Raw genomic sequence first — 20,909 nt, forward strand, 5'->3', positions numbered from 1 at the left:
GCAAGCCCAAACAGGCAAGCACCCCTTAGTTTCCATTTTGAAAACCATTGCAAAAGTAATACTTTCTTATCAAATCGCCAAATGTAATCTGTACAAATATCGGATGCGTGTGTTTATATTCCTTTCTTCCTATATAAGGAGTGATAACTATTCTCTAACAAGAGAAACTATTACATTTCTGGCTTATGTGACAAAAGTGTGCTTATTTTAGCGTCGTTTTCTCTTATGTGACAAAAATGTGCTTAAAATCTCCCATTCCCCTTTTATTTCTTAGGAGAATGGGACTTTATAAAGTCTTGGATGAAGATCTTTCTTCTTTCCATACTGATCCCCTTGTGTAGGTTCAATTTTGTCTTTAAATCTGCATTGAGTGATTCAATGGCATTGTTTGTATTTGGCATCTTCAATTCAGGGTAATCATAGTATGTCCACAATGACGACATATTCCTTTTAAGGCTCAAAAAAGCACTACGTAGAGCTTTATGAGTATAATGTGATTTTCCATCTTCTGTTGTTGTCCGTTCCTTAAGAAAATCCTCCCACTTGGTGTACCATTCCTTTAAAGCCCCAATAAAGGACTCCTTGTCCGTATGACATAACATCTTGGATAATTCAAGCAGTTCTTTTGAAGCCTCAAGCTTGGGTCTTGAAGTTAGTTTTGTCTTTATAGTCATTACTTGATGGAACTGGCATAATTGGAATTTATAATTGGGAAAAGCTTGCCTAAGTCCCTTAAAACCATCGCATACAAGCCCTTGAATGGTATACCCAAGTGACTCCAAGTAGCTTATGCCCTCCTTATAGTCTTCAAGACGTTCATGCCTATTGATAAACTTAAACCAAAGTACATCACCAGACAATGAATCCTTCATGATAACGACACCAAAATTACGTCCCCAATAGGTGGCATCCATTAAAACCACTACAGGGCGAACAAGAAGGTTGGGAAGTTCTTCTTTATAAGATTTGGTGAGTTTTCTATAAATTGTCCTGGTTGAAACTCCGTACTCCTCTGATAGATCTTTGACTGTTAGATTACCCTTGGAATAACGATTATTGACAATGGTATTGGTAAGGCGATTATGTCCAACAAAGCTCCTCTTACAGCACTTACAATACCAGCGTTGACTACCATTAAGATGACCACGTTTTATAGTCGATTTTGAGCCACAATAAAAGCAGATTTTTTGCCATAAAAATATAAATAAAACAAAGATAATGATTATTAGATAGTTACAAGGATTTTAAGCACATTTTTGTCATATAGGCCACATTTCTCACAATATAAGTTTTGTTTTGATTTGCTGTCACTTTTAACATTTCATCCTTTCCCTCTGTAATCTAATGAGTTATCTTGTGCCTTTAAGTGATAGCAGTGACAGCAAAATTGAAATATGCAAAAAGGAAAGAAGATGCGAAGTAATTAAAACCATAGCTTATAGTAGTTCATAGCTGTTTTAGTTTACGAGTTCACAAGTTTACGAGTTTACGAGTTCACAAGTTTACAAGTTATTTGTTGTGATAATGATTCGTGGTATTCGCGTAATTCGTAGTTTGTTTTATTATTCTGTCTTTATTTGTCTTTATGTCATTCTGTCTTTATTTGTCTTTTTGTCATTCTGTCTCTTTCTGTCATTCTGTCTCTTTTTATCCTTCTGTCTTGTAAAGATAATTCTAATATCGAAAATCAGAAAGGCGTAAATAAGCTTTCAATTAACGCCCTTTTGGCTTGCAAAAGATGCCCTTTAAGCCCCTTACTAACGCCCTTTAGGAGTCCAATTAAGCACCTTTTCTGTATCGACTGACTATGCCTAAATTTACTTCACACTTTTCTGGTTATTGTTACTAAATTGGTTTACACATTTTTTACTTGCTTCCTGAACAGCTTTACACCCCCATGGAAACTTTACTGATTCGCTTTACATAGTCATAAATCTTGACAATGAAGTCTGAACGTGTGTAGCACATGTTCAAAGTTAGTATTTTTCCTTCAACTTACAAAATTTAATACCATGAAACGCACAGAAACCCTTATGCTACATTGCAGTGCTTTTCTCTCATTTGTCTTGGCGTAAGCATGCCGTTGCTCATATGGGGTCTCTTATTGTTGTAGAAGTCTATGATACCAGCAATAGTGCATCGTGCATCATCGAGGTTCTTCGGTCGTTTCATGTGGTAGAGCCACTCTTGCTTTATTATTCCGTTCACTCTTTCGGCGATTGCATTATCTGTAGGGTTGTAGTCTTCAGTCATGCTTATGCCCGAGTGTATACTCTCCAGCCTTGCCACGTAGGCGTTGCTGCAGTATTGAACCCCACGATCAGAGTGGTGCGTCATCAGCGAGAGATTCATACCCTGTGAATGTTCTATTGCCATGTCTAGGGCAGCAAGCGTATTGACAGCCTGCAGACTGTCAGAAAGCTTCCATCCGATTATCTCATGAGTGAATGCATCGGTTATGAGGTGAAGATAGACCACACCATCCTCAGTATCTATATATGTGATGTCTGCTACCCAGAGTTGTGCAGGACGTGTAAGAACCATTCCTTTTGCCGTGTTCTTATACTTGAAATAGTTGTGATTGGAGTTCGTGGTGTGGCGACATCTGGATGGCTTCAGCATAAGGTGATGCTTGTGCATTAGCTGGTAGAACCTGTCGCGCCCAAGCATTAAGCCAGGATAGATATCCATAAGCATGTGCAAAAGTTTCTTTGCACCTATTCGAGGAGCATCTGCACGAACATCCATTACTGCACGTACGACAATTTTCTCAGTAAGTTTACGATGCTCCCTCTTCTCTTTACTCACAGAGTAATAGCCTTCACGAGTCTTGCCAAACAGTCCACTCAGCAGCCCAATTGATAAACAAGGGTTGCTGACTCGAAGGCTGTCTACTGCTTGGCGCCAGCTTTTTTTAGCAAATCCTCACCATATTCCTTACTGCTTATCTCTATGACTTTCATCAAACCTTGATTGCGAAGTTCAGAATACTCCAAAGCTTTCTTCAAATTCGATACTTGTTCTTCAAGCTCTTCCTCACGAGTTAGAGGGACTTTCTCCATAGCTTTCTTACTACGCATAGCTTTTACTTTAGTAATAATATCATGCGACAAAGATAGCTTTTTTTCATCTAAATCATACTTTTTTTGCCATTGATAAAAGCTGGCACTATTAATGCCGTACTTACGACAGATGAAATTAATTGACACTTCTGATGAGTAATACTCACGAAGTAAAGTGAGAATAAAGTCCTCACTGAATGTTCTGTGTTTAGAATGTTTACTTCCCATTTTGAATTTTAAATGTTAAAATGATGTGAAGTAAATCTGCTATAAGACAGACTTTGTAACTAATTGATTCCCTGTTTGTTAAAGGCTTGCTTCTTATACGTGTTTTCTTTGTTTTAGAGGTTTTGCTTTGAAAAAGTATGGTTGTTTTTCAAAAAATGCATTTGAGATGTGAGGGGCTTCTTCTAAGGTTTTGGATAAAACAAATATGTGACAGTTTAAGGTCTGCTTTTGTTTATGGAATTTTACTTCTTCTGTAAAGCTATATCGTACATTTACTAGTGTTTAGGAACTTAATGAAAGATTTATTATTGCCAGCTATTAAATATCTTATAAACATAAGAAAAAGATTGATTTATCAGGTCATTCTTTTCTTCTGCTTTTTGTATGTTTGTTTCAGCTCGCTTGATAGCAGTTTCTAATTTTCCTTTTTCACACAAGATTCTAACCCATTGTGGATTTTTCAAATGTTTTTCTGCCTTAAGCAGTTTTTTTAATTTGTTCTTTTGATTTTGTTCTGGGAAACAAGGCTTTATATATGGGGCTAATAATTGCGACACTTTACTATAATTTTTAAGCAAAGAGGTATGGTTCACGAAGTGTAGCAAGAACCAATATTCTATACTTGGCATACTAGGACACATTGTAATAACACCATTTTCTATCTCTTTATTATACTTTTCTCTGAATTTAGCATCTTTTTCTTGATTTCCAGTTTTTGGGAATATTGTATCCCAATCGTAAACGCAGAAAATCTTTGCATCAGAATTTGCTTTCAAGATTTCTTCTATTCTTTTCTTGAAAGCTTCTATATAGTTTGACTCGTCATTGAAATATTTTGGGCGGATATTAAATTTATACTTTGTTGTATCGTTGATATGAGTAAAATAAAAACGTTCAGTATTAGATCCACCACTAATAATGAAAGGGAAGAGTTTTCCTAATTCTCTTACCCCTTCATCTATTTCTGGTTGAGAATCTTGTAAAGTAGGAGAGAAATATCTCTCTTTGGGTTCTGCGTCTTTTAAAGTTCTTTTTTCCATGATGATCCCATTGTGGCTCCAAAGCGTTTGTTTCGATAAGCTTCCCTAATAGAAATTAGATTCTTCAATCCTCGGAAATCATTTAGTTTGTACAGGTCGGTAATACCTGATTTTTGCTTCTCAGTAAACCATACACAATCTTCTCGTATCAAATCATTGACTAAGTCCAGCAAACCATCATTGTGTGTTGAAACTAAAAGTTGCGATTGTGATTCGCTTCTGAGGAACTCATAAAGTATTTTCTCAAGTAGGTAGGGGTGAAATGATGTTTCTATCTCATCAATGGCAAGAAAAGCATTTCTTTTCAAAGCAGAATGTATCGCAGTTTCGATGCCGAAAGTTCGAACAGTTCCATTAGATTCCTCTTTATCGTCTAAGCTTAAAGGATATGTCTCTGATTCACCATTGCGTTCAACCGTATGATAAAAATCTGTGCGAATTTTCTTATCACTAAGTTTGCTCTTACCAATAGTAGAGGGTTCTTTAATCTTCAATACTAGGTCTAATATTTCTTTAGGTAAAGCATTTTCTACTGTTTCTGATGATATGTCAGAAATATTAAAGTCTGCTTCATGAAGAAAATCAATGATGTATTTCTTAAGGTCATTATCATTTGATAATTTTCTTTGAGCATATAAGGTTAAATATGTTGAGGGGGTAATTGTTTCCATAAATTTACGTCTCAACCACTCTTTCACGTCATCAATTAGTGGAATCTTTGCATTTAATTGCTCACGTGCGGCAAAGAAAGACATGTTGTTCAAACATAATAAGGTAATATTATCCTTTATGGCTTTACTAACTTTCAAGTTGGCGCCAAATGAGATTGCAGTTTGTCCATTTTCCAAAGTTCTTTCGAATAGCTTGATGGGCTGGGAGCTTTTATAGTATGAAAGTTTCTCAAGAAGAACAACCGATTGGTTTAATTCTAATTGATATCGGTATTTAATTCCTTCTACGAAAAATATTAAATCAAAAGTAGATGGATTTTTCTCAGAGCTTTGATCCAATTTAAATGGCTTTACGTTAGTCCCATCATAAGCATCACTTTGCTTTTTAAACCAAAAATCTTTTAAAAACTTAAAAGCTTTTAGCAAATTTGTTTTGCCAGAGGCATTATAACCATAGACGACAGCAAAACGCAGAAGCCGTGTATTCTCGTTAACTTTTACGACTTGAGAAGATTCTGCAAATGTATCTTTTGATGCTTCGAAACTAAACTTTACTTCTTCTTTAAATGAGATAAAGTTTTTTATTTTTAATTCTTGTATCATGCGTCTATTGTCAGTTGTTTAACTAATTGCAAATATACATATAAACTTAGATATAATCTTTAATTTAGATGAATTATTTGATGTTTGTAATTAATTATAACGTGTAGATTAGAGTTTTCTTGCAATTCTAATCTGTTTAACTCTACATTTTGTAGTTTTTAGCCAATTATATTTAAGTGAAAAAAATCTTTGATCTATTTTTTTACATAAATTCATTTATAGAATGTCGTTGTTTGTGTTTTGAGATTCGAGAATGGAAAGGTCTTTTGTATTAGATTAAAAAAAATAGTTGGCTATCTTCATTATGCTTTTTGTTAAACAAGTCATCTGTTTCTCACTATAAAGTATTATCTTTGTGGGCAAGTGTTACTCATGTATGTTTTATCAGCGAAAGCATTGTTTTATGGAGAAGAAGGTTTATTTCGCAGGTTCTATCCGTGGTGGTAGGGAGGATACGGCTGTGTATAAGCGGATGATAGACTATATCAACAAGACCGATATAGTACTTACGGAGCATATCGGTTTAGGAAGTTTGAGCGTAAAAGCGAGAACAAAAGAAGATGATGTGCATATATATGAGCGTGATACAGAGTGGCTTAGATCATCAGATGTGCTGATAGCAGAATGTACGAACCCCTCTCATGGTGTTGGTTATGAATTGGCATACGCTGAGGCTCGTAATATCCCTGTCCATATCTTCTATGACAAGCGCAAAGCCAATATCTCTGCAATGCTGAATGGTAACGCCTATTTTAAGGTTTATCCATACGAGAACGAAGCGGAGATATATCCCGTTCTGGATAAAATCTTAGGAAATAAGTAGGGCGGTTTAATTGAGAAAAATCAATATTCGAGGTTGACAGTATGCTCTCATTCTTGTCAAGATAGGGACGAACACACTTGCTTTTTCTGTTATAAAGCAAAGTGGGTAGTTAGCATCACACTTCTTGGACGAAGCTGGTAGAGGGTGTAGCTTTCGGAAAGATTGCTGTTAGAACGATAGATAAAGGTTTTTGTATTGAAGACATTATCGACGTTCAGAACGAATTGTATCTTCTTTTTTGTTTTAAATGTGATGCTAAGATTCATAAAGGTGTAATCCTTTTTATCCGTAAAACCACTGTTATGCGTGTATTGTAGGTTGGTGTTAAGTATCAGTCTGTCAGGGATAAAAGTCATGGAGAGCGAAGTTTCATAGCTAAAATTGCGAATCATATTTTTATAGTTACCCGACTGTGATTGAGAAATTGCCCATCGACAGTTCTCTGTTAGTCGGATGTTCTTGATAAGATTAAAGGCAAGATTAGCAGAGACAAAGAAACTATTATACTGATAGTCGGTGATGACAGACTGACGTAGTATCTTGCTTGTGTTAGTCGAATAATCAGCTGTTGCCCCGATACTCATGTCGTGCCAAGTAATCTCCTTTCGTATATTCGCCGTCATAGAGAAGTTGTTCTGGTGGTTCGGAGCATATTCAGCTTGCAGTAGTGTATGCGCATTCTGGTCGATTGTCGTACCATAAATCATGTCACTCCATGAGCGACTAACCGCCCCAGAGAGGTAGGCAAAGAACTGATGCGGGATATTCTTGTAGTGTATCTTCCCATGTATAGTTGCCGATTTGTTTTCCGATAGATTCATCTTGTAGCGGTTCAGTGTCCTATAGTTGCTCATTAGATAAGCAGTGAACAGACTTCTCCAACTCGTAGGAAACATCCCGTAACTCCCTCCTGCAGAAAGCGTCCAATTGTCTGTTGCTTTCCAAAGCATTGTAAAAGATGGCGAGAAGAGTAGGGTTGTGCGCTTTCCTTTCGTCGTCTCGTTAGCTATCGGTTCGTTATCCACCTTTGTATAGTTGAGCGATAAAGGCAGATTGAACGATAGACGGAAAGTGTTTTTGACATATTGTAGGTTGGCTCCCAAGTTGCTTTTCATTTGCAAGTAGCCCATGTCTCCGCTCGTCGCCATTGTCACAGCTGTATCGTTTAATAGACTTTTCAGTCCCACATATTCAATATTCAGTTCTGCGGAAGGCGCAATGGTCCAGTTGTGTTTTCGGATGTTTCTTATCAAAGTGAGGCTGTTGTAACTTCCCATGTTTGAGAGTCTTGCATCTTGTCTTGCCTGCATGTCCCCTTCAATGGCGAGAGCTTGTGGATTTGTCTGTACAAAGTTGGTTGTTTTCAGCTTAAAACCTCCTCCATTGGTTGTACGCTGAATCCATTCTGTGTGATTGTTCAGCCCTAAGTTTCTGTTAAAGGCATGTTGCAGAATACGTGCATTGTTTGACAAAGTTAGTCCATTGTCGTCACTCCAGTTCCCTGATAAGTCAAGTGTGTTTTTAAGATAAGTCTTACTGCCGTTGTTCTCAAAATGCAACTGCATTGTGGCAGCGTTCGTCGTATTACGTGCAGAAATGTCTTCGGTCATCATACGAGTGCTTGCATCGGGGAGCAGATAAGTGGTTTGCGAATAGCTACTTTGCCGTTGGATATCGTGCCTGTAAGTTATGTTATACTTTATTTCCGCCGTTTCGCTTAGTTTGTTGAGATTGCTGAAACATAGGTTATGCTGATTGTTACGTAGACTCTTACCTACAGGAGACGACCCCGGAAAGATGATGGATGTTAGGCGAGAGGCTCCGATATTACTCCCATCATAGTATGATTTAAACCAATCAACGCTTGAACCGTTATTATCTGTTTCGTAATAGAAAACGTGCTGTTGTCTTTGCGCGAAGTACATAAGGGCAGCATTGACCTCTCTCAAAAAACCATTAGAATCGAAGCCTACCCCTAAGTCTATGGTCTTTAGCCATCTGCCCTTTGCTTTCTTCTTTAGCCTTAAGTTGATAGCTGCCGATTCAGGTGGTATCTGATCCTGCAATGCCTTGATGTGTTCATGGTTTTCCATCACCTGTACCGTACTGACATCCTCTGCCTTAATGCCATTCGTGGCGATGCTATATTTGCCCGCAAACATATCCATGTTCTCAATGTAGAAATGGTTGATAGGTACACCTTGATACTTCACCATGCCACCTTCTAACGTGATACCTGGCAGCTGTTTGAGAATATCACCAATGGTTCTGTCCTGTCCTTTCATATAGGCAGAGACCAAGTAGTTCAGTGTGTCCCTACTTCCCCATAGCTTTTTTGCCTTTATCTCCACTTCTTTCAGTGTGATACTCTCGTAGGTGGTGGTGAAGTTAACGGTCTGACTCGTTGGAGTTATCCGTTTTACCTGCCGTTTTATATTGAATCCTGTCAGGCTTAAAAGAAGATTGTCATTTGTTCGTGGATAGCTGATAGCGTATCTGCCATCTTCATTGGTCACGCTACTGGTAAGAATGGAAGAATCCTTTTCTTGTATGATTGTAAGAATACAGCCATCCATAGGTTGATGTTTATTATCAACCACACGCCCAGTAATAGTCAGAGAGTCTCCCTGACTATTCTGAGCCATACTGTTTATAGACAATAAGCTGATAAACGATAGTAAGATAAGTAGGTGTCTTATCATTCTCGTTCCAAAGGATTGTCGAATGTAAAGAGCGTTAGTTTCACAACTTGTCCATTGAAATTAGTCGTAGTGAAGTTGTAGCCATAACTCTCAAGGTAGCCTGCAGGATCTTTCAGCAATAGCCTCTCTTGCTTTCGGGTGTTCTCACGAGAAGTCTTTACATAGTTCCTGTCAAGGAAATAGATAGGCGTTGCTGTCTTAGGCTTTTCTATGCCTGTAACCGTCCAATGATAATCTCCCTCTTTGGTTTCAGCCTCCATAACTAATCCCGGCAGTCCTGTAAACTTCCACGGACCATAGGAAAGCGGAATCTTGGTGGTGAACCATACCTTATAATTTCTTCCACGATAAGAACAGGTTGCGGCTGTACAATCGTAATCTAAAAGTGTTTTATGCTCGGTTGTAATCTTCCATTGCATTTTTGGAGTAGCCTCTTGATAAAGGTAAGAGCCAGCTCCGTCCATATTGTAAATCACTGTTGTCTTTCCCTTTGGATAGCCAATATAGGTTTCACCAACATTAGCCACGAGTTTCATAGATGCTCTTGAGCCTCGCTTTCCATTACGTAGAAAGGCTTTAGCCATTCTTAGGTCAGCATTATGTTCACTCTCCACAAAACTCTGGCAAACCTTACGTCCGATGTAAGTATATACCTTTTCAAGATCAGGATTATTCTGTCCTGATAGGTCATATTTAACGGTTAGGTCATAAGAAACAATCAGCTGCGTCGTGTCGATTGCTGTGTGCTTAAAAATATCCTGTTCCTTCATTTTTTGTGCATTTGCAGATAGCGACAAGGTTAGTGCAATTAGTAGTAGTTTAATCTTCGAATTCATAGTTGTCTTATTTATATAAATAGGTAAAGCAAAAAAGTGAGTACAATAGTACGAAATCTTTTTGTAAAACGCAAGTGATGCCCTTCTAAATTTCATATTATTATCTTTATTGTATATCTTTCTACTCCTTTCGTTATGTTTGGATGGCGTTTTCGTTGGATTTTAAGTAAATTTTCACTTGCTTGTTGAATTTATAATATCTTAAGCTTGTATATACTTTAGATACTCCCACCCACAATGCGGAATAGGCAAAGAGAAAGGTTCAACTCCGAAGCCGAAACCCCGTCATGTTTTTCCAATGAAATGCTAGATAACAGGTGACCGATGCCAAACTTACCAAAAGATGAAATAAATCATCACTCATTCGGGTTTTAACACTTGAAAGTTTGGATAACTCACTTATTTTCTCTATTTTTGCTTCCATAATAGTTTTATTGTTTTGTCTTTAAAATCTGTTCTTTAGCGATTACTAATTTACAAAGAAAATTTGACAAACTGTTATTTTTATCTATTTATTAGTGTGGGAAACTTTAGTTATTTAATATTATAAACTTTTATTTGTGAAGATGGCAAAAGCAGAAATCGTACATATTAATGATAATGGAGACATTGAATACAAAGTATTAAATGAATCAAATTTTTTTTTAAGAGGAATGGCTTTATGTCTTGTATTTTTATTCATTAGTTTCTTTTGTTTTCTTATTCAGGAATGGGTTATCCTTTCTTTTCTAAATACTATTTCATTCATTTTTGTTTTATTATCTATTATTCTTGTCGGATTTTTATGTTGCCGAAATGAGATGCTAATAAAAGAAGAAGCGGCTTTAGTGACAGAGGCAATTTATATTATAGCAGAGCAAGAAGTCGTTCGGCAAAATCAAAGTATTTTGAAAATAAAGTTTTGTTCTAAGTCGTCGAATTCACATGGCACTATTGATGAAGAGTATGTCTTAGTTTTACTTTCAAATAAAACAATAATGAAGTGTCCAATTGAGCAACTTAATAGAGAAGACAAACATTATAATCATAAGTTGATAAAGAAAGAGTTTTTATTATGTGAAAATGATATTCAATCCGAAAAAATATTGAAAACAAAAGCATGGAATAATATTATAAAATCTCCTTTTTTTATCAGAACCATAATATGGATTATTATTATTGGAATTCTGCTTATAGGTTGTGGTATAATATTTCTTCTGAAGATACTATATGATATTTGTGGTCTTAGAATTATATCTTTATTTTTTATTCTTTTTCTTCTAATTATTCCTTTTTATAACTATCTTGATAAGTTACTACCAAAGAATTGGTTTTGTAATATTATTAGAGGAATCCTTTTAATCCCTGTTTTTATTTTCTCGTTAAATGACCTTGTTATGCCATTTATGACTATTGTTATGGCTATTATATTTATATTATTTTTTTCTTTACTTCCAGTACTCCTTGTGTTGATTATAGTAAAGATTTTGGGTTATGATATAACCTTGAATGCTATACGATTTATATTTTTTACATTTCCTTTTGTTATTGCTACACAATGTTCAGGAATAATACGAAATTTAATCTTAAAATATACTATATTTAGTGAGAAGGAACATCATTATCAGCTATTCATGAGAGAATTAGTAAAGTTCTTATATACTAAAGAGAATTTGAACTTTATTTTTTATGCTGCGTATTCTTTCTTTCTGATAGTTTCTACTTTTAAAACCTTACAAACTGGAGGACCTTTACTAAGTCAAGAGGTAGATTTAATTGTGGCAAAGTCCTTTCTTGTATACATAGCATGTACGAATATGTTTGATCGAAAAAAATCTTCAAGTATTGAAGGGAAAAACTTATTATCTCTTATTATTAAGATTTTGTTGGCAAGAGATACTGATAAGATAAGAGTAAAAAAATAGTTTATATCAATTATTGTAAATAAAATTCTAATATTAAAAAGCAGAAGGGTGTTAATTAGTTTTCAATTAACGCTCTTTTGGCTTGTAAAAGGTGCTCTTTAAGTCCCTTACTAACGCCCTTTTGAAGTCCAATTAAGCACCTTTTTGCCGGTGTCTTTGTAACTAACTGATCTCCTTGACTATGCCTAAATTTACTTCACACTTTTCTGGTTATTGTTACTAAATTGGTTTACACATTTTTTACTTGCTTCCTGAACAGCTTTACACCCCCATGGAAACTTTACTGATTCGCTTTACATAGTCATAAATCTTGACAATGAAGTCTGAACGTGTGTAGCACATGTTCAAAGTTAGTATTTTTCCTTCAACTTACAAAATTTAATACCATGAAACGCACAGAAACCCTTATGCTACATTGCAGTGCTTTTCTCTCATTTGTCTTGGCGTAAGCATGCCGTTGCTCATATGGGGTCTCTTATTGTTGTAGAAGTCTATGATACCAGCAATAGTGCATCGTGCATCATCGAGGTTCTTCGGTCGTTTCATGTGGTAGAGCCACTCTTGCTTTATTATTCCGTTCACTCTTTCGGCGATTGCATTATCTGTAGGGTTGTAGTCTTCAGTCATGCTTATGCCCGAGTGTATACTCTCCAGCCTTGCCACGTAGGCGTTGCTGCAGTATTGAACCCCACGATCAGAGTGGTGCGTCATCAGCGAGAGATTCATACCCTGTGAATGTTCTATTGCCATGTCTAGGGCAGCAAGCGTATTGACAGCCTGCAGACTGTCAGAAAGCTTCCATCCGATTATCTCATGAGTGAATGCATCGGTTATGAGGTGAAGATAGACCACACCATCCTCAGTATCTATATATGTGATGTCTGCTACCCAGAGTTGTGCAGGACGTGTAAGAACCATTCCTTTTGCCGTGTTCTTATACTTGAAATAGTTGTGATTGGAGTTCGTGGTGTGGCGACATCTGGATGGCTTCAGCATAAGGTGATGCTTGTGCATTAGCTGGTAGAACCTGTCGCGCCCAAGCATTAAGCCAGGATAGATATCCATAAGCATGTGCAAAAGTTTCTTTGCACCTATTCGAGGAGCATCTGCACGAACATCCATTACTGCACGTACGACAATTTTCTCAGTAAGTTTACGATGCTCCCTCTTCTCTTTACTCACAGAGTAATAGCCTTCACGAGTCTTGCCAAACAGTCCACTCAGCAGCCCAATTGATAAACAAGGGTTGCTGACTCGAAGGCTGTCTACTGCTTGGCGCCAGCTTTTTTTAGCAAATCCTCACCATATTCCTTACTGCTTATCTCTATGACTTTCATCAAACCTTGATTGCGAAGTTCAGAATACTCCAAAGCTTTCTTCAAATTCGATACTTGTTCTTCAAGCTCTTCCTCACGAGTTAGAGGGGCTTTCTCCATAGCTTTCTTACTACGCATAGCTTTTACTTTAGTAATAATATCATGCGACAAAGATAGCTTTTTTTCATCTAAATCATACTTTTTTTGCCATTGATAAAAGCTGGCACTATTAATGCCGTACTTACGACAGATGAAATTAATTGACACTTCTGATGAGTAATACTCACGAAGTAAAGTGAGAATAAAGTCCTCACTGAATGTTCTGTGTTTAGAATGTTTACTTCCCATTTTGAATTTTAAATGTTAAAATGATGTGAAGTAAATCTGCTATAAGATAGCCTTTGTAACTAATTGAATTTCTGACTGTTGTAGGCTTACGCCTTATACGTGTTTTCTACCTTTGTTTTAGGTGTTTTACAGGATTTTATGTAAATATTTTTCACTAAACACTCCGTATTTTATAGCTTGCAAATGGATAGCGATTTTATGTCGGCAGGAGGATTGTAAAAGAGTTCTTTGGATATCTGAATTATCTATTTTTCACAATAAAGTATTATCTTTGTGGGCGAGTGTTACTCATATATGTTTTGTCAACGAAAGCATTGTATTATGAAGAAAAAGGTTTATTTCGCAGGTTCTATCCGTGGTGGTAGGGAGGATGCGGCTGTGTATAAGCGTATTATTGATTATATCAACAGGACTGATACAGTACTTACGGAGCATATCGGATTAGGGAGTTTGAGCGTTAAGGCACGTACAAAAGAAGATGATGTGCATATATATGAGCGTGATACAGAATGGCTTAGGTCATCCGATGTGCTGATAGCAGAATGTACGAACCCCTCTCATGGCGTTGGTTATGAATTGGCTTATGCTGAGGCTCGTAATATCCCTGTCCATATCTTCTATGATAAGCGCAAAGCCAATATCTCCGCAATGCTGAATGGCAACGCCTATTTTAAGGTTTATCCATACGAGAACGAAGCGGAGATATATCCCGTTCTTGATGAAATCTTAGGAAAACAAGGTAAATAGTTGTTTAAAGAGATATTTGTTACTTGATTTATTGCAAGTAAAAAAAATAATAAAGTTAAAAAGATAAAGGAACAAATATGGTTGCGATGAATGATAGAATTAAATCTTGGGCTGAAAAATACGTGCCTAAATTCAACGAATTATCAAAGAAGTATCATACTACTTATTACACACAATCCCCTTTAAATGTAGTTGGTGAGGATGTTGAAACTATGATTATAGGCATAAACCCGAAAGGTTGTCCAGGTGGGGGAGAGACGGTTTTAGGCAGTGCTGATGATTATTTAAAAGGGAATTCTACTTGGGAAAAAAGGTTTCTTGATGATGGTACTATAAACCCTGACTGGAGAAAGTTTCTTTCAGGGGCACATACGTTTCTTGGTTATGATCACTTTTATCATCCAGAAAGTATAGATAATGACCAGAGGACAGTATGGACTAATCTTACTCCTTTTGTCTCTGAAAATGGGAATAATGATTCTCCTAAAGAGCTTATGATAGAGGGTGTAAAAAGTATTTTAGAACTAATTGATATAATCAAACCAAAGTACATCGTTTTATTGGGGGTAGATGCATTTAAACAGTTAAAGAACAATAGTGATGAGTCAGACTCTTTTATAGAATATACTCACGTGTTTAGTAATAGAAAAGCTCAAATCGGTCGTATATTTAATATTCCAACGGTATGTGTGGCTCATCCTTCAAGACAATGGGAAGTTAGTAATAAATTTATTTCTGTTTTTATCTTTTTACATAGGATGTCAGAAATAACAAATAAAAGGAACAAGATGTTTCCACTTAGTGTTGTTGCAGATAATATGCGTAAGGAAATGAGATTATGGCAAGAAAGGGTACTTATTTAGTCAATAAATATATTTCTTTCTTTAATTAGTTATTTAATAATGATATCATTAAATTCTTTTATTGAATCTATGGAAAGGAGAATGTACAATAGAGGCAAATGAAGAAAAAGGTATATTTCGCAGGTTCTATTCGTGGTGGTAGGGAGGATACGGCTGTGTATAAGCGGATTATTGACTATATCAACAGGACTGATACAGTACTTACGGAGCATATCGGATTAGGGAGTTTGAGCGTTAAGGCACGTACAAAAGAAGATGATGTGCATATATATGAGCGTGATACAGAATGGCTTAGGTCATCCGATGTGCTGATAGCAGAATGTACGAACCCCTCTCATGGTGTATCCCGTTCTTGATAAAATCTTAGGAAATAAGTAGGGTGGTTTGATATACAAAGATTATTACTCGAAGTTTAATTTGTTGCGTATGATTTAAACTTAAATCACTTCTAAACATTATTAATCTATAAATACGAAAGTAGCTGACAAATTATGAAAATAACATTAGACAGTATTAATATATCAGGCAAGCTAAACGATTTTGCCCAATATCTTGAAACGACAGACAGAATAATCTTGTCTGCTAAGTTTGGCGATGGAAAAACCTATTTGCTGAATAAGTTGCGAAATGATGAAGTAATGAAAGATAAATATGAGTTCTTTACTATTTATCCAGTAAACTATTCTGTTGCAAAGAATGAGGACGTTTTTGAATATATTAAAAGAGATATTATTGTACAATTGCATAAAAAAAAGTTGCTTGAGAATATTGATTTGAATGCTTTATTTGCTTCTGTATTAACTTCTGATGACTTTACATCTGTTGTGTCTTTCTTGCTTTCTTTCGTTCCTATGGGAGAGTTTTACAATAAAGTATATCATAAGTTCCTTGAGATAAAGAATAAATATGATGAGAAAAAACACACTGCGGATAAGTATTTGTCGCAGTTTGCGAATACAGCTGGCTGTATTTATGAAGAAGATGGATATACGACATTGATAAGAATGGCTATTGAATGGATTAGTCAAGACCATTCTTTGAATGGGAAAGTGAAGAAAGCAAAGAAGCCTGTATTGATAATAGAAGACTTAGACCGTTTAGACCCCAAGCATCTTTTTAGAATTCTTAATGTCGTGAGTGCGCACATAGACGATAGTAAGCAACCTGATATTGTCGGTAATAAATTTGGGTTTAATAACATTGTCTTGGTAATGGACTATGATGTGACTAAGCATATATTTCATCATTTCTATGGTGCGCAAGCTTGTTATGAAGGCTACATGAGTAAATTCTTGTCTCGTGAACCATTCAGATATAGTATAAAATCTATTATGATTCGAGATATTGAGGCACAATTAGGAGAAAAACTTGGTATTCATGAATTACTGCCGTATCTTAAACATTTTAGGGAAAAACTTGCTGGGAGTTCATTGCGTGATTTATATAAACTCACACAAATTGATACTGATGATTATTTTAATGGATTTGAGTATTCTTATTTTGGGGGCAGTATGCCAACATCTTTACCTTTATTTCATCTGATTATTTATATGATGGAAAGTGGTATGCCTACGGAAAAGATACAAGAGGATTTACTTTCACTCAACAAATGTTTATTTCAATTTTCTAATGTTTACTTAAATCCATATGAAATAATGAAATTTCTGTACCCAGTGTACATAACGAATTCTCCTAATATGCAATATATAAAAGCTTATAAAGGTATATATAAACTCACGTTAGGAGGAATGGAAAATGGTTACAAGGTTGTTGTTGAACCTATTATAGTATCAGAAGGAAATTTGGAAGGTATTATTGGTCAAGAGGATATAGGAGAAACAATTATACCATTTCTGAAACATCTTTCTATTTCTGCGAACTTATCAGCCTTGCGATTAGATTAGGCTGATATAGTTTGAGAAGTGTTAGTAGCTATTGTATCTTTGTGGTTAAGTCTCACTTCAGGTTGATTTTAACAATGAAGGCATTATATTATGGAGAGGATGACTCGTTCTTAGACCTAAGTAGTGTTTTTGCATATATTATTTTTATCTTTGCCCTGTTGAACAATTCAAATGGGAATTGGTCGTTAAAACCATAATGATAAGTAGGACATTTAACCGATATGGGTACGGAGGAGGAAGAGTTGAATAAGATGAAGGAGGGAAAATCTAACTAAAATATCTTTATTATGACTAATAGCATAAAAGAGCTACTATCTAAATTGTCAGATATGCATAGTGCTGAGCAAGATAGGCTTCAAAAAGAAGAAAAAGAAGGAGAAAACTTTAATGTGTTTTCGGCTTTGAATATGTGCTCTGACGAAATGCGTTTGCATTCACGTTTGCTTGCAACATTATTCAATCCCAAAGCAAACCATGGCTTGGGAAATGAGTTCCTTAGGCAATTTCTTGTTACAGCTATAAAGGTAGATGATAATTATATCACGCATTGTAATGAGAGTATTGCTGAACGATATATAGGTGAAGTAACAGAAACTACAGGAGGTCGCATAGATATTATTCTTGAAGATGGTAAGCATGGCATTATCATAGAAAATAAAATCTACGCATGTGACCAACCCAATCAATTACTTCGATATTATAACTATGGGGTGAAACAGTTTGGTGAAAATAATTTTAAATTAGTTTATCTTACTTTAGATGGTAGTGAACCTTCTCCAGATTCATTTGGAGGGGGACATTTTGATTTTATCAAACTTTCCTATGCACAGGATATATTAGGATTGTTAGAAGGATTGGTAACTACTTCTCCACAAAAGCCTATTCACCGCACCATTAAAGACTATATCACAATTATTAAACAACTTACTTATCAAGATATGGATACAAAATATTCACAAAGTATCATCAACGAAGCCATTGATAATATAGATGCTACTTCTGAATTGCTAATGTTAGAGAAACAAATTGGAGATAAATTAAGACAAGAATATATAATCAAGCCTCTCATAGGTATAGGTTTTAAACAGCGTCAAGATGACAATGGTGCTTTATGGCGAGATTTAAATGATTACTACGCAATCGTAATAAAAACAGATGATAAGACCTATTGGAGAAATATATGGATTGGTGTAACGTTAAAGGAGGGCTGTATGCCTTTGCAAAAGAGATTAGATTGCTTTACAGATGCACCTACCTCAAAATACCCTTATGGTTGGAGTTGGATTTCTGATAACGAAGGTAACAACTGGCATGATATAGCTCAATATCCTGCAATTGGAAAAGAAGAAGTGTTGAGGTGGATAGAGAAGAAAATTAGTGAAATAGAAGCTTGTTTCAAAAATTAAGATTTAGAAAAGAAATAAATGGAAGAATTGAATCAACTCCTGGATTTTGGGGAATCATATCCACAATTTGTTGCTTATCATTGTTTTGGTGATAAAGCTACAGAGTGTCTGAGCAGTCTACAGCAGCCTTATAAGGATATAGTTACTTATAATATAGATGACTTACGCCCTTTAGAATGCCTCGCTGTTTTTGTCTTTACTGACAATGCAGAAGTATATATGTCTGAAATAGACGCTTTTATTAAACAGTATAATAGTTTAGTTGGTAGTATTTTTGTTTTAGACCTACACCCTACTTCGCAGTATAAAGTTTTCAAGGACAGGTGGAAATTCTACAATATTTTTACCTCACACTATTATACTTTGCAAGATAATATTCTTCACTTTTTGATGTTTTTCCATCATTTCATAGAAACTGTTGGACTCATAGGTATGGACTTTAATGATTTTAGGATGTGTGCTCGTACAGCAACATATATTACTTCGGGAACAGCCCCTTCGTTAGACCAGCCCATTTGTCCTATATCCTATAGCAATAATAATATTCGAACTGTTATGCTCGGGCTGGAGTTGCAAAGCCTTGAAGCAGACAGGGCAAAGGAGAATATGGATGTGTTAGCCTCTTTCTTTGAACAACTTCCAGATAATGTAGAAATCATATGGCAAATTACTCCTAAATGTGGTCAGCACCATACAGAGTATATTATAGGTTTTGATGAGGACCCTATGCGGGAAAATGACAATTCATAGTTCTCTGATAATGAAAATCCTTCAAATCTCTGATACACATAATCGTCATCAACTGTTGACTGATATGCCTGAAGCCGATGTCCTTATCCATTGCGGTGACTTTACTGATATGGGTACGGAAGAGGAAGTACTGGACTTCCTGAATTGGTTTATATCTCTACCTTATCCGCATAAGTTATTTGTTGTTGGTAATCACGACCTTTGCTTGTGGGAAGCAAATGGGATAGAAGACTTGCCTGATAATGTTCACTTCCTTCAAGACCGAGGTTGTGAGATTAATGGTGTAAAGTTCTTTGGGTTAGGTTATAATCATCCTGAGAGTTTGATACCCGATGGTATAGATGTTCTTGTGACTCATGAGCCTCCTGTAATGATATTAGACGAAAGTAACAACACTCATTGGGGAAATGCTCCTCTTCGTAATAGAGTGATGAAAACCAAGCCTAAATATCATTTGTTTGGTCATGTTCATGATGCTTATGGGATTGAGAAACATGAGGACATAGTGTTTTCAAACGGCTCTTCGCTTGATGATTTTTATGAGATGTGTCATAATCCTAAGTTGATAACGTTCTGATAATAGGCTGTTGGTGGAGTATATCGGTTTAGGGAGTTTGAGCGTGACGACACGAACAAAGGAGGATGATGTGCATATATATGAACGTGATACAGAGTAGCTCAGGTCGTCAGATGTGTTGATATTCCACCGGTTTGGTGCTTAGCACGTTTGGTGCGGGTGCTTAGCACATGTGGTGCGGAGGGTATGCACCACATGTGCGCATGGTTAATTTGTTATAGAGCCAAAAACGTTTCAATATATGGATAAGGTTTCCAGTTACCCTGTTTTCTGTTACTCTGTCTTTTTCTTACATTGTTTCCTGTTCTCCTGTCCTTTTTTTATTTAATTTATACATTTCTTTGGGTTTCTCTTGCACATTCTAAAAAGATGTTATACCTTTGCCGCCGTGATGAGATTATTAACGACATATCAAACGACTATAGCGCTGCAAAGAAACTTTAATTTCTTTGCCTTTTTTAGTGCTTTATATTTGGTTGTCTCAGATATTTTGTTAACACACACACACACACACACACACACACACACACACACACACAGGCGCTACTAGCGTTTAATCATACATTTTTTCTTCCATCTTACGCGCGCGAAAGTCGTGGCGTAAGGCTTATAGACAAAGGAATTCACGGAGTTTCCTTTGTTCGCTGCGGTGTACTATTTTCTGAACGTAAAGAAAGACAATATAAGGAACGATTAGTGATCAATATGCTGTATGCTAATCAGTGTTTTGTTTCTTTGAATACAAGTTGATTTTTCTCCATTTATTATGATTTGCAGATAGGCATGGCACTTCTGTTAGCTTCGCCTGTCTGCAAGCGTTGTTAATGTATATGAACGAGCTATCGCTAATAACAACTATTTTATTAAACAAATAACGATGAGAACAAACAAAAGAGACGACTATTTAGCACCAGTGTGCCAGATAGCTCAGATGAGTGAAGCGACTTATCTCATGGACACGTCCTTCCCGAGTCAGCACAGACCGGGTCATTATGGCGGTGCCATCATGGATACGTCTTTCCCCAGTCAGCACAGATCAGCGAATCATGGCGGTGCCATTTCAAGTGCAAAGGCTTCGATGTCATGGGAAGAAGACGAGGACGAAGAGAGCCCATCATGGGAAGAGTAA

Annotated in this window: 19 protein-coding genes and 1 pseudogene; 10 read left to right on the top strand and 10 right to left on the bottom strand. The window is 36.2% G+C overall.

Going from position 1 to position 20,909, the window contains the following annotated elements; genetic code table 11:
* Positions 1 to 263: 263 nt before the first annotated feature.
* From J4856_RS00300 to J4856_RS00320, 5 genes are all read right to left on the bottom strand, one after another.
* Positions 264 to 1,226 carry an IS256 family transposase, variant Zn-binding type gene (locus J4856_RS00300; RefSeq protein ID WP_428842430.1) on the bottom strand — a complete coding sequence of 321 codons (963 nt, stop codon included), beginning with the start codon at positions 1,224 to 1,226 and terminating at the stop codon, positions 264 to 266.
* Between the two features lie 805 nt (positions 1,227 to 2,031).
* Positions 2,032 to 2,808 (bottom strand): IS3 family transposase, encoded by a 777-nt coding sequence (locus J4856_RS00305; RefSeq protein WP_025840004.1) that lies wholly within the window; start codon positions 2,806 to 2,808, stop codon positions 2,032 to 2,034.
* Between the two features lie 83 nt (positions 2,809 to 2,891).
* A complete protein-coding gene (locus J4856_RS00310; protein WP_025840005.1) occupies positions 2,892 to 3,290 on the bottom strand; it encodes a transposase in 399 nt (132 codons plus the stop codon).
* Between the two features lie 305 nt (positions 3,291 to 3,595).
* Positions 3,596 to 4,330 (bottom strand): RloB family protein, encoded by a 735-nt coding sequence (locus J4856_RS00315; RefSeq protein WP_025839953.1) that lies wholly within the window; start codon positions 4,328 to 4,330, stop codon positions 3,596 to 3,598.
* Positions 4,312 to 5,604 carry an AAA family ATPase gene (locus tag J4856_RS00320; RefSeq protein ID WP_025839954.1) on the bottom strand — a complete coding sequence of 431 codons (1,293 nt, stop codon included), beginning with the start codon at positions 5,602 to 5,604 and terminating at the stop codon, positions 4,312 to 4,314. The genes J4856_RS00315 and J4856_RS00320 overlap by 19 nt, the downstream gene beginning before the upstream one ends.
* Positions 5,605 to 6,007: 403 nt before the next feature.
* Here J4856_RS00320 and J4856_RS00325 point away from each other — a divergent pair, with 403 nt between their 5' ends.
* The gene (locus J4856_RS00325; protein WP_025839955.1) at positions 6,008 to 6,427 is read left to right on the top strand and encodes a nucleoside 2-deoxyribosyltransferase; all 420 of its coding nucleotides are present in this window, start codon (positions 6,008 to 6,010) and stop codon (positions 6,425 to 6,427) included.
* Between the two features lie 89 nt (positions 6,428 to 6,516).
* Here J4856_RS00325 and J4856_RS00330 read toward each other — a convergent pair whose 3' ends face one another.
* The 3 genes and pseudogenes from J4856_RS00330 to J4856_RS00340 form a co-directional block, all read right to left on the bottom strand.
* The gene (locus J4856_RS00330; protein WP_025839956.1) at positions 6,517 to 9,072 is read right to left on the bottom strand and encodes a TonB-dependent receptor; all 2,556 of its coding nucleotides are present in this window, start codon (positions 9,070 to 9,072) and stop codon (positions 6,517 to 6,519) included.
* Positions 9,073 to 9,125: 53 nt separating this feature from the next.
* Positions 9,126 to 9,965, bottom strand: coding sequence for a GLPGLI family protein (locus J4856_RS00335; RefSeq protein WP_025839957.1), 840 nt, complete (start codon positions 9,963 to 9,965; stop codon positions 9,126 to 9,128).
* Between the two features lie 221 nt (positions 9,966 to 10,186).
* Positions 10,187 to 10,389: pseudogene (locus tag J4856_RS00340) on the bottom strand (IS4 family transposase); the annotation flags it as partial.
* A gap of 142 nt (positions 10,390 to 10,531) precedes the next feature.
* On the opposite strand from J4856_RS00340, the gene J4856_RS00345 reads away from it, so the two are divergent.
* Positions 10,532 to 11,869: a hypothetical protein gene (locus J4856_RS00345; protein WP_065367979.1), complete on the top strand. Its 1,338-nt coding sequence runs from the start codon at positions 10,532 to 10,534 to the stop codon at positions 11,867 to 11,869.
* A 405-nt stretch (positions 11,870 to 12,274) separates the two neighbouring features.
* On the opposite strand, the gene J4856_RS00350 is transcribed toward J4856_RS00345, so the two are convergent.
* Together J4856_RS00350 and J4856_RS00355 are read right to left on the bottom strand one after the other, a co-directional pair.
* Positions 12,275 to 13,051, bottom strand: a complete 777-nt coding sequence (locus tag J4856_RS00350; protein ID WP_025840004.1) for an IS3 family transposase — start codon at positions 13,049 to 13,051, stop codon at positions 12,275 to 12,277.
* An 83-nt stretch (positions 13,052 to 13,134) separates the two neighbouring features.
* Positions 13,135 to 13,533, bottom strand: a complete 399-nt coding sequence (locus tag J4856_RS00355; RefSeq protein WP_065368028.1) for a transposase — start codon at positions 13,531 to 13,533, stop codon at positions 13,135 to 13,137.
* A gap of 321 nt (positions 13,534 to 13,854) precedes the next feature.
* Here J4856_RS00355 and J4856_RS00360 point away from each other — a divergent pair, with 321 nt between their 5' ends.
* From J4856_RS00360 to J4856_RS00395, 8 genes are all read left to right on the top strand, one after another.
* Positions 13,855 to 14,280: a nucleoside 2-deoxyribosyltransferase gene (locus J4856_RS00360; protein ID WP_025839923.1), complete on the top strand. Its 426-nt coding sequence runs from the start codon at positions 13,855 to 13,857 to the stop codon at positions 14,278 to 14,280.
* 77 nt (positions 14,281 to 14,357) lie between these two features.
* Positions 14,358 to 15,143, top strand: coding sequence for a uracil-DNA glycosylase family protein (locus J4856_RS00365; RefSeq protein WP_065367981.1), 786 nt, complete (start codon positions 14,358 to 14,360; stop codon positions 15,141 to 15,143).
* 98 nt (positions 15,144 to 15,241) lie between these two features.
* Positions 15,242 to 15,499, top strand: a complete 258-nt coding sequence (locus J4856_RS00370) for a nucleoside 2-deoxyribosyltransferase (protein WP_306302205.1) — start codon at positions 15,242 to 15,244, stop codon at positions 15,497 to 15,499.
* A 135-nt stretch (positions 15,500 to 15,634) separates the two neighbouring features.
* Positions 15,635 to 17,047: a P-loop NTPase fold protein gene (locus J4856_RS00375; RefSeq protein ID WP_065367982.1), complete on the top strand. Its 1,413-nt coding sequence runs from the start codon at positions 15,635 to 15,637 to the stop codon at positions 17,045 to 17,047.
* A 287-nt stretch (positions 17,048 to 17,334) separates the two neighbouring features.
* The gene (locus J4856_RS00380) at positions 17,335 to 18,453 is read left to right on the top strand and encodes a PDDEXK-like family protein (protein WP_025839925.1); all 1,119 of its coding nucleotides are present in this window, start codon (positions 17,335 to 17,337) and stop codon (positions 18,451 to 18,453) included.
* A gap of 18 nt (positions 18,454 to 18,471) precedes the next feature.
* Positions 18,472 to 19,203: a toxin-antitoxin system protein gene (locus J4856_RS00385; RefSeq protein WP_065367983.1), complete on the top strand. Its 732-nt coding sequence runs from the start codon at positions 18,472 to 18,474 to the stop codon at positions 19,201 to 19,203.
* A 10-nt stretch (positions 19,204 to 19,213) separates the two neighbouring features.
* The gene (locus J4856_RS00390) at positions 19,214 to 19,780 is read left to right on the top strand and encodes a metallophosphatase domain-containing protein (protein WP_025839927.1); all 567 of its coding nucleotides are present in this window, start codon (positions 19,214 to 19,216) and stop codon (positions 19,778 to 19,780) included.
* An 877-nt stretch (positions 19,781 to 20,657) separates the two neighbouring features.
* Positions 20,658 to 20,909: a hypothetical protein gene (locus tag J4856_RS00395; RefSeq protein ID WP_025839928.1), complete on the top strand. Its 252-nt coding sequence runs from the start codon at positions 20,658 to 20,660 to the stop codon at positions 20,907 to 20,909.

The sequence above is a fragment of the Prevotella scopos JCM 17725 genome (genome assembly GCF_018127785.1).
Taxonomy (GTDB): Bacteria; Bacteroidota; Bacteroidia; order Bacteroidales; family Bacteroidaceae; genus Prevotella; species Prevotella scopos.

Coding starts and splice junctions, on each gene's coding strand:
- J4856_RS00310 (WP_025840005.1), bottom strand. CDS start 3,290: ATGGGAAGTAAACATTCTAAACACAGAACATTCAGTGAGGACTTTATT.
- J4856_RS00315 (WP_025839953.1), bottom strand. CDS start 4,330: ATGGAAAAAAGAACTTTAAAAGACGCAGAACCCAAAGAGAGATATTTC.
- J4856_RS00320 (WP_025839954.1), bottom strand. CDS start 5,604: ATGATACAAGAATTAAAAATAAAAAACTTTATCTCATTTAAAGAAGAA.
- J4856_RS00325 (WP_025839955.1), top strand. CDS start 6,008: ATGGAGAAGAAGGTTTATTTCGCAGGTTCTATCCGTGGTGGTAGGGAG.
- J4856_RS00330 (WP_025839956.1), bottom strand. CDS start 9,072: ATGGCTCAGAATAGTCAGGGAGACTCTCTGACTATTACTGGGCGTGTG.
- J4856_RS00335 (WP_025839957.1), bottom strand. CDS start 9,965: ATGAATTCGAAGATTAAACTACTACTAATTGCACTAACCTTGTCGCTA.
- J4856_RS00345 (WP_065367979.1), top strand. CDS start 10,532: ATGGCAAAAGCAGAAATCGTACATATTAATGATAATGGAGACATTGAA.
- J4856_RS00355 (WP_065368028.1), bottom strand. CDS start 13,533: ATGGGAAGTAAACATTCTAAACACAGAACATTCAGTGAGGACTTTATT.
- J4856_RS00360 (WP_025839923.1), top strand. CDS start 13,855: ATGAAGAAAAAGGTTTATTTCGCAGGTTCTATCCGTGGTGGTAGGGAG.
- J4856_RS00365 (WP_065367981.1), top strand. CDS start 14,358: ATGGTTGCGATGAATGATAGAATTAAATCTTGGGCTGAAAAATACGTG.
- J4856_RS00370 (WP_306302205.1), top strand. CDS start 15,242: ATGAAGAAAAAGGTATATTTCGCAGGTTCTATTCGTGGTGGTAGGGAG.
- J4856_RS00375 (WP_065367982.1), top strand. CDS start 15,635: ATGAAAATAACATTAGACAGTATTAATATATCAGGCAAGCTAAACGAT.
- J4856_RS00380 (WP_025839925.1), top strand. CDS start 17,335: ATGACTAATAGCATAAAAGAGCTACTATCTAAATTGTCAGATATGCAT.
- J4856_RS00385 (WP_065367983.1), top strand. CDS start 18,472: ATGGAAGAATTGAATCAACTCCTGGATTTTGGGGAATCATATCCACAA.
- J4856_RS00390 (WP_025839927.1), top strand. CDS start 19,214: ATGAAAATCCTTCAAATCTCTGATACACATAATCGTCATCAACTGTTG.
- J4856_RS00395 (WP_025839928.1), top strand. CDS start 20,658: ATGAGAACAAACAAAAGAGACGACTATTTAGCACCAGTGTGCCAGATA.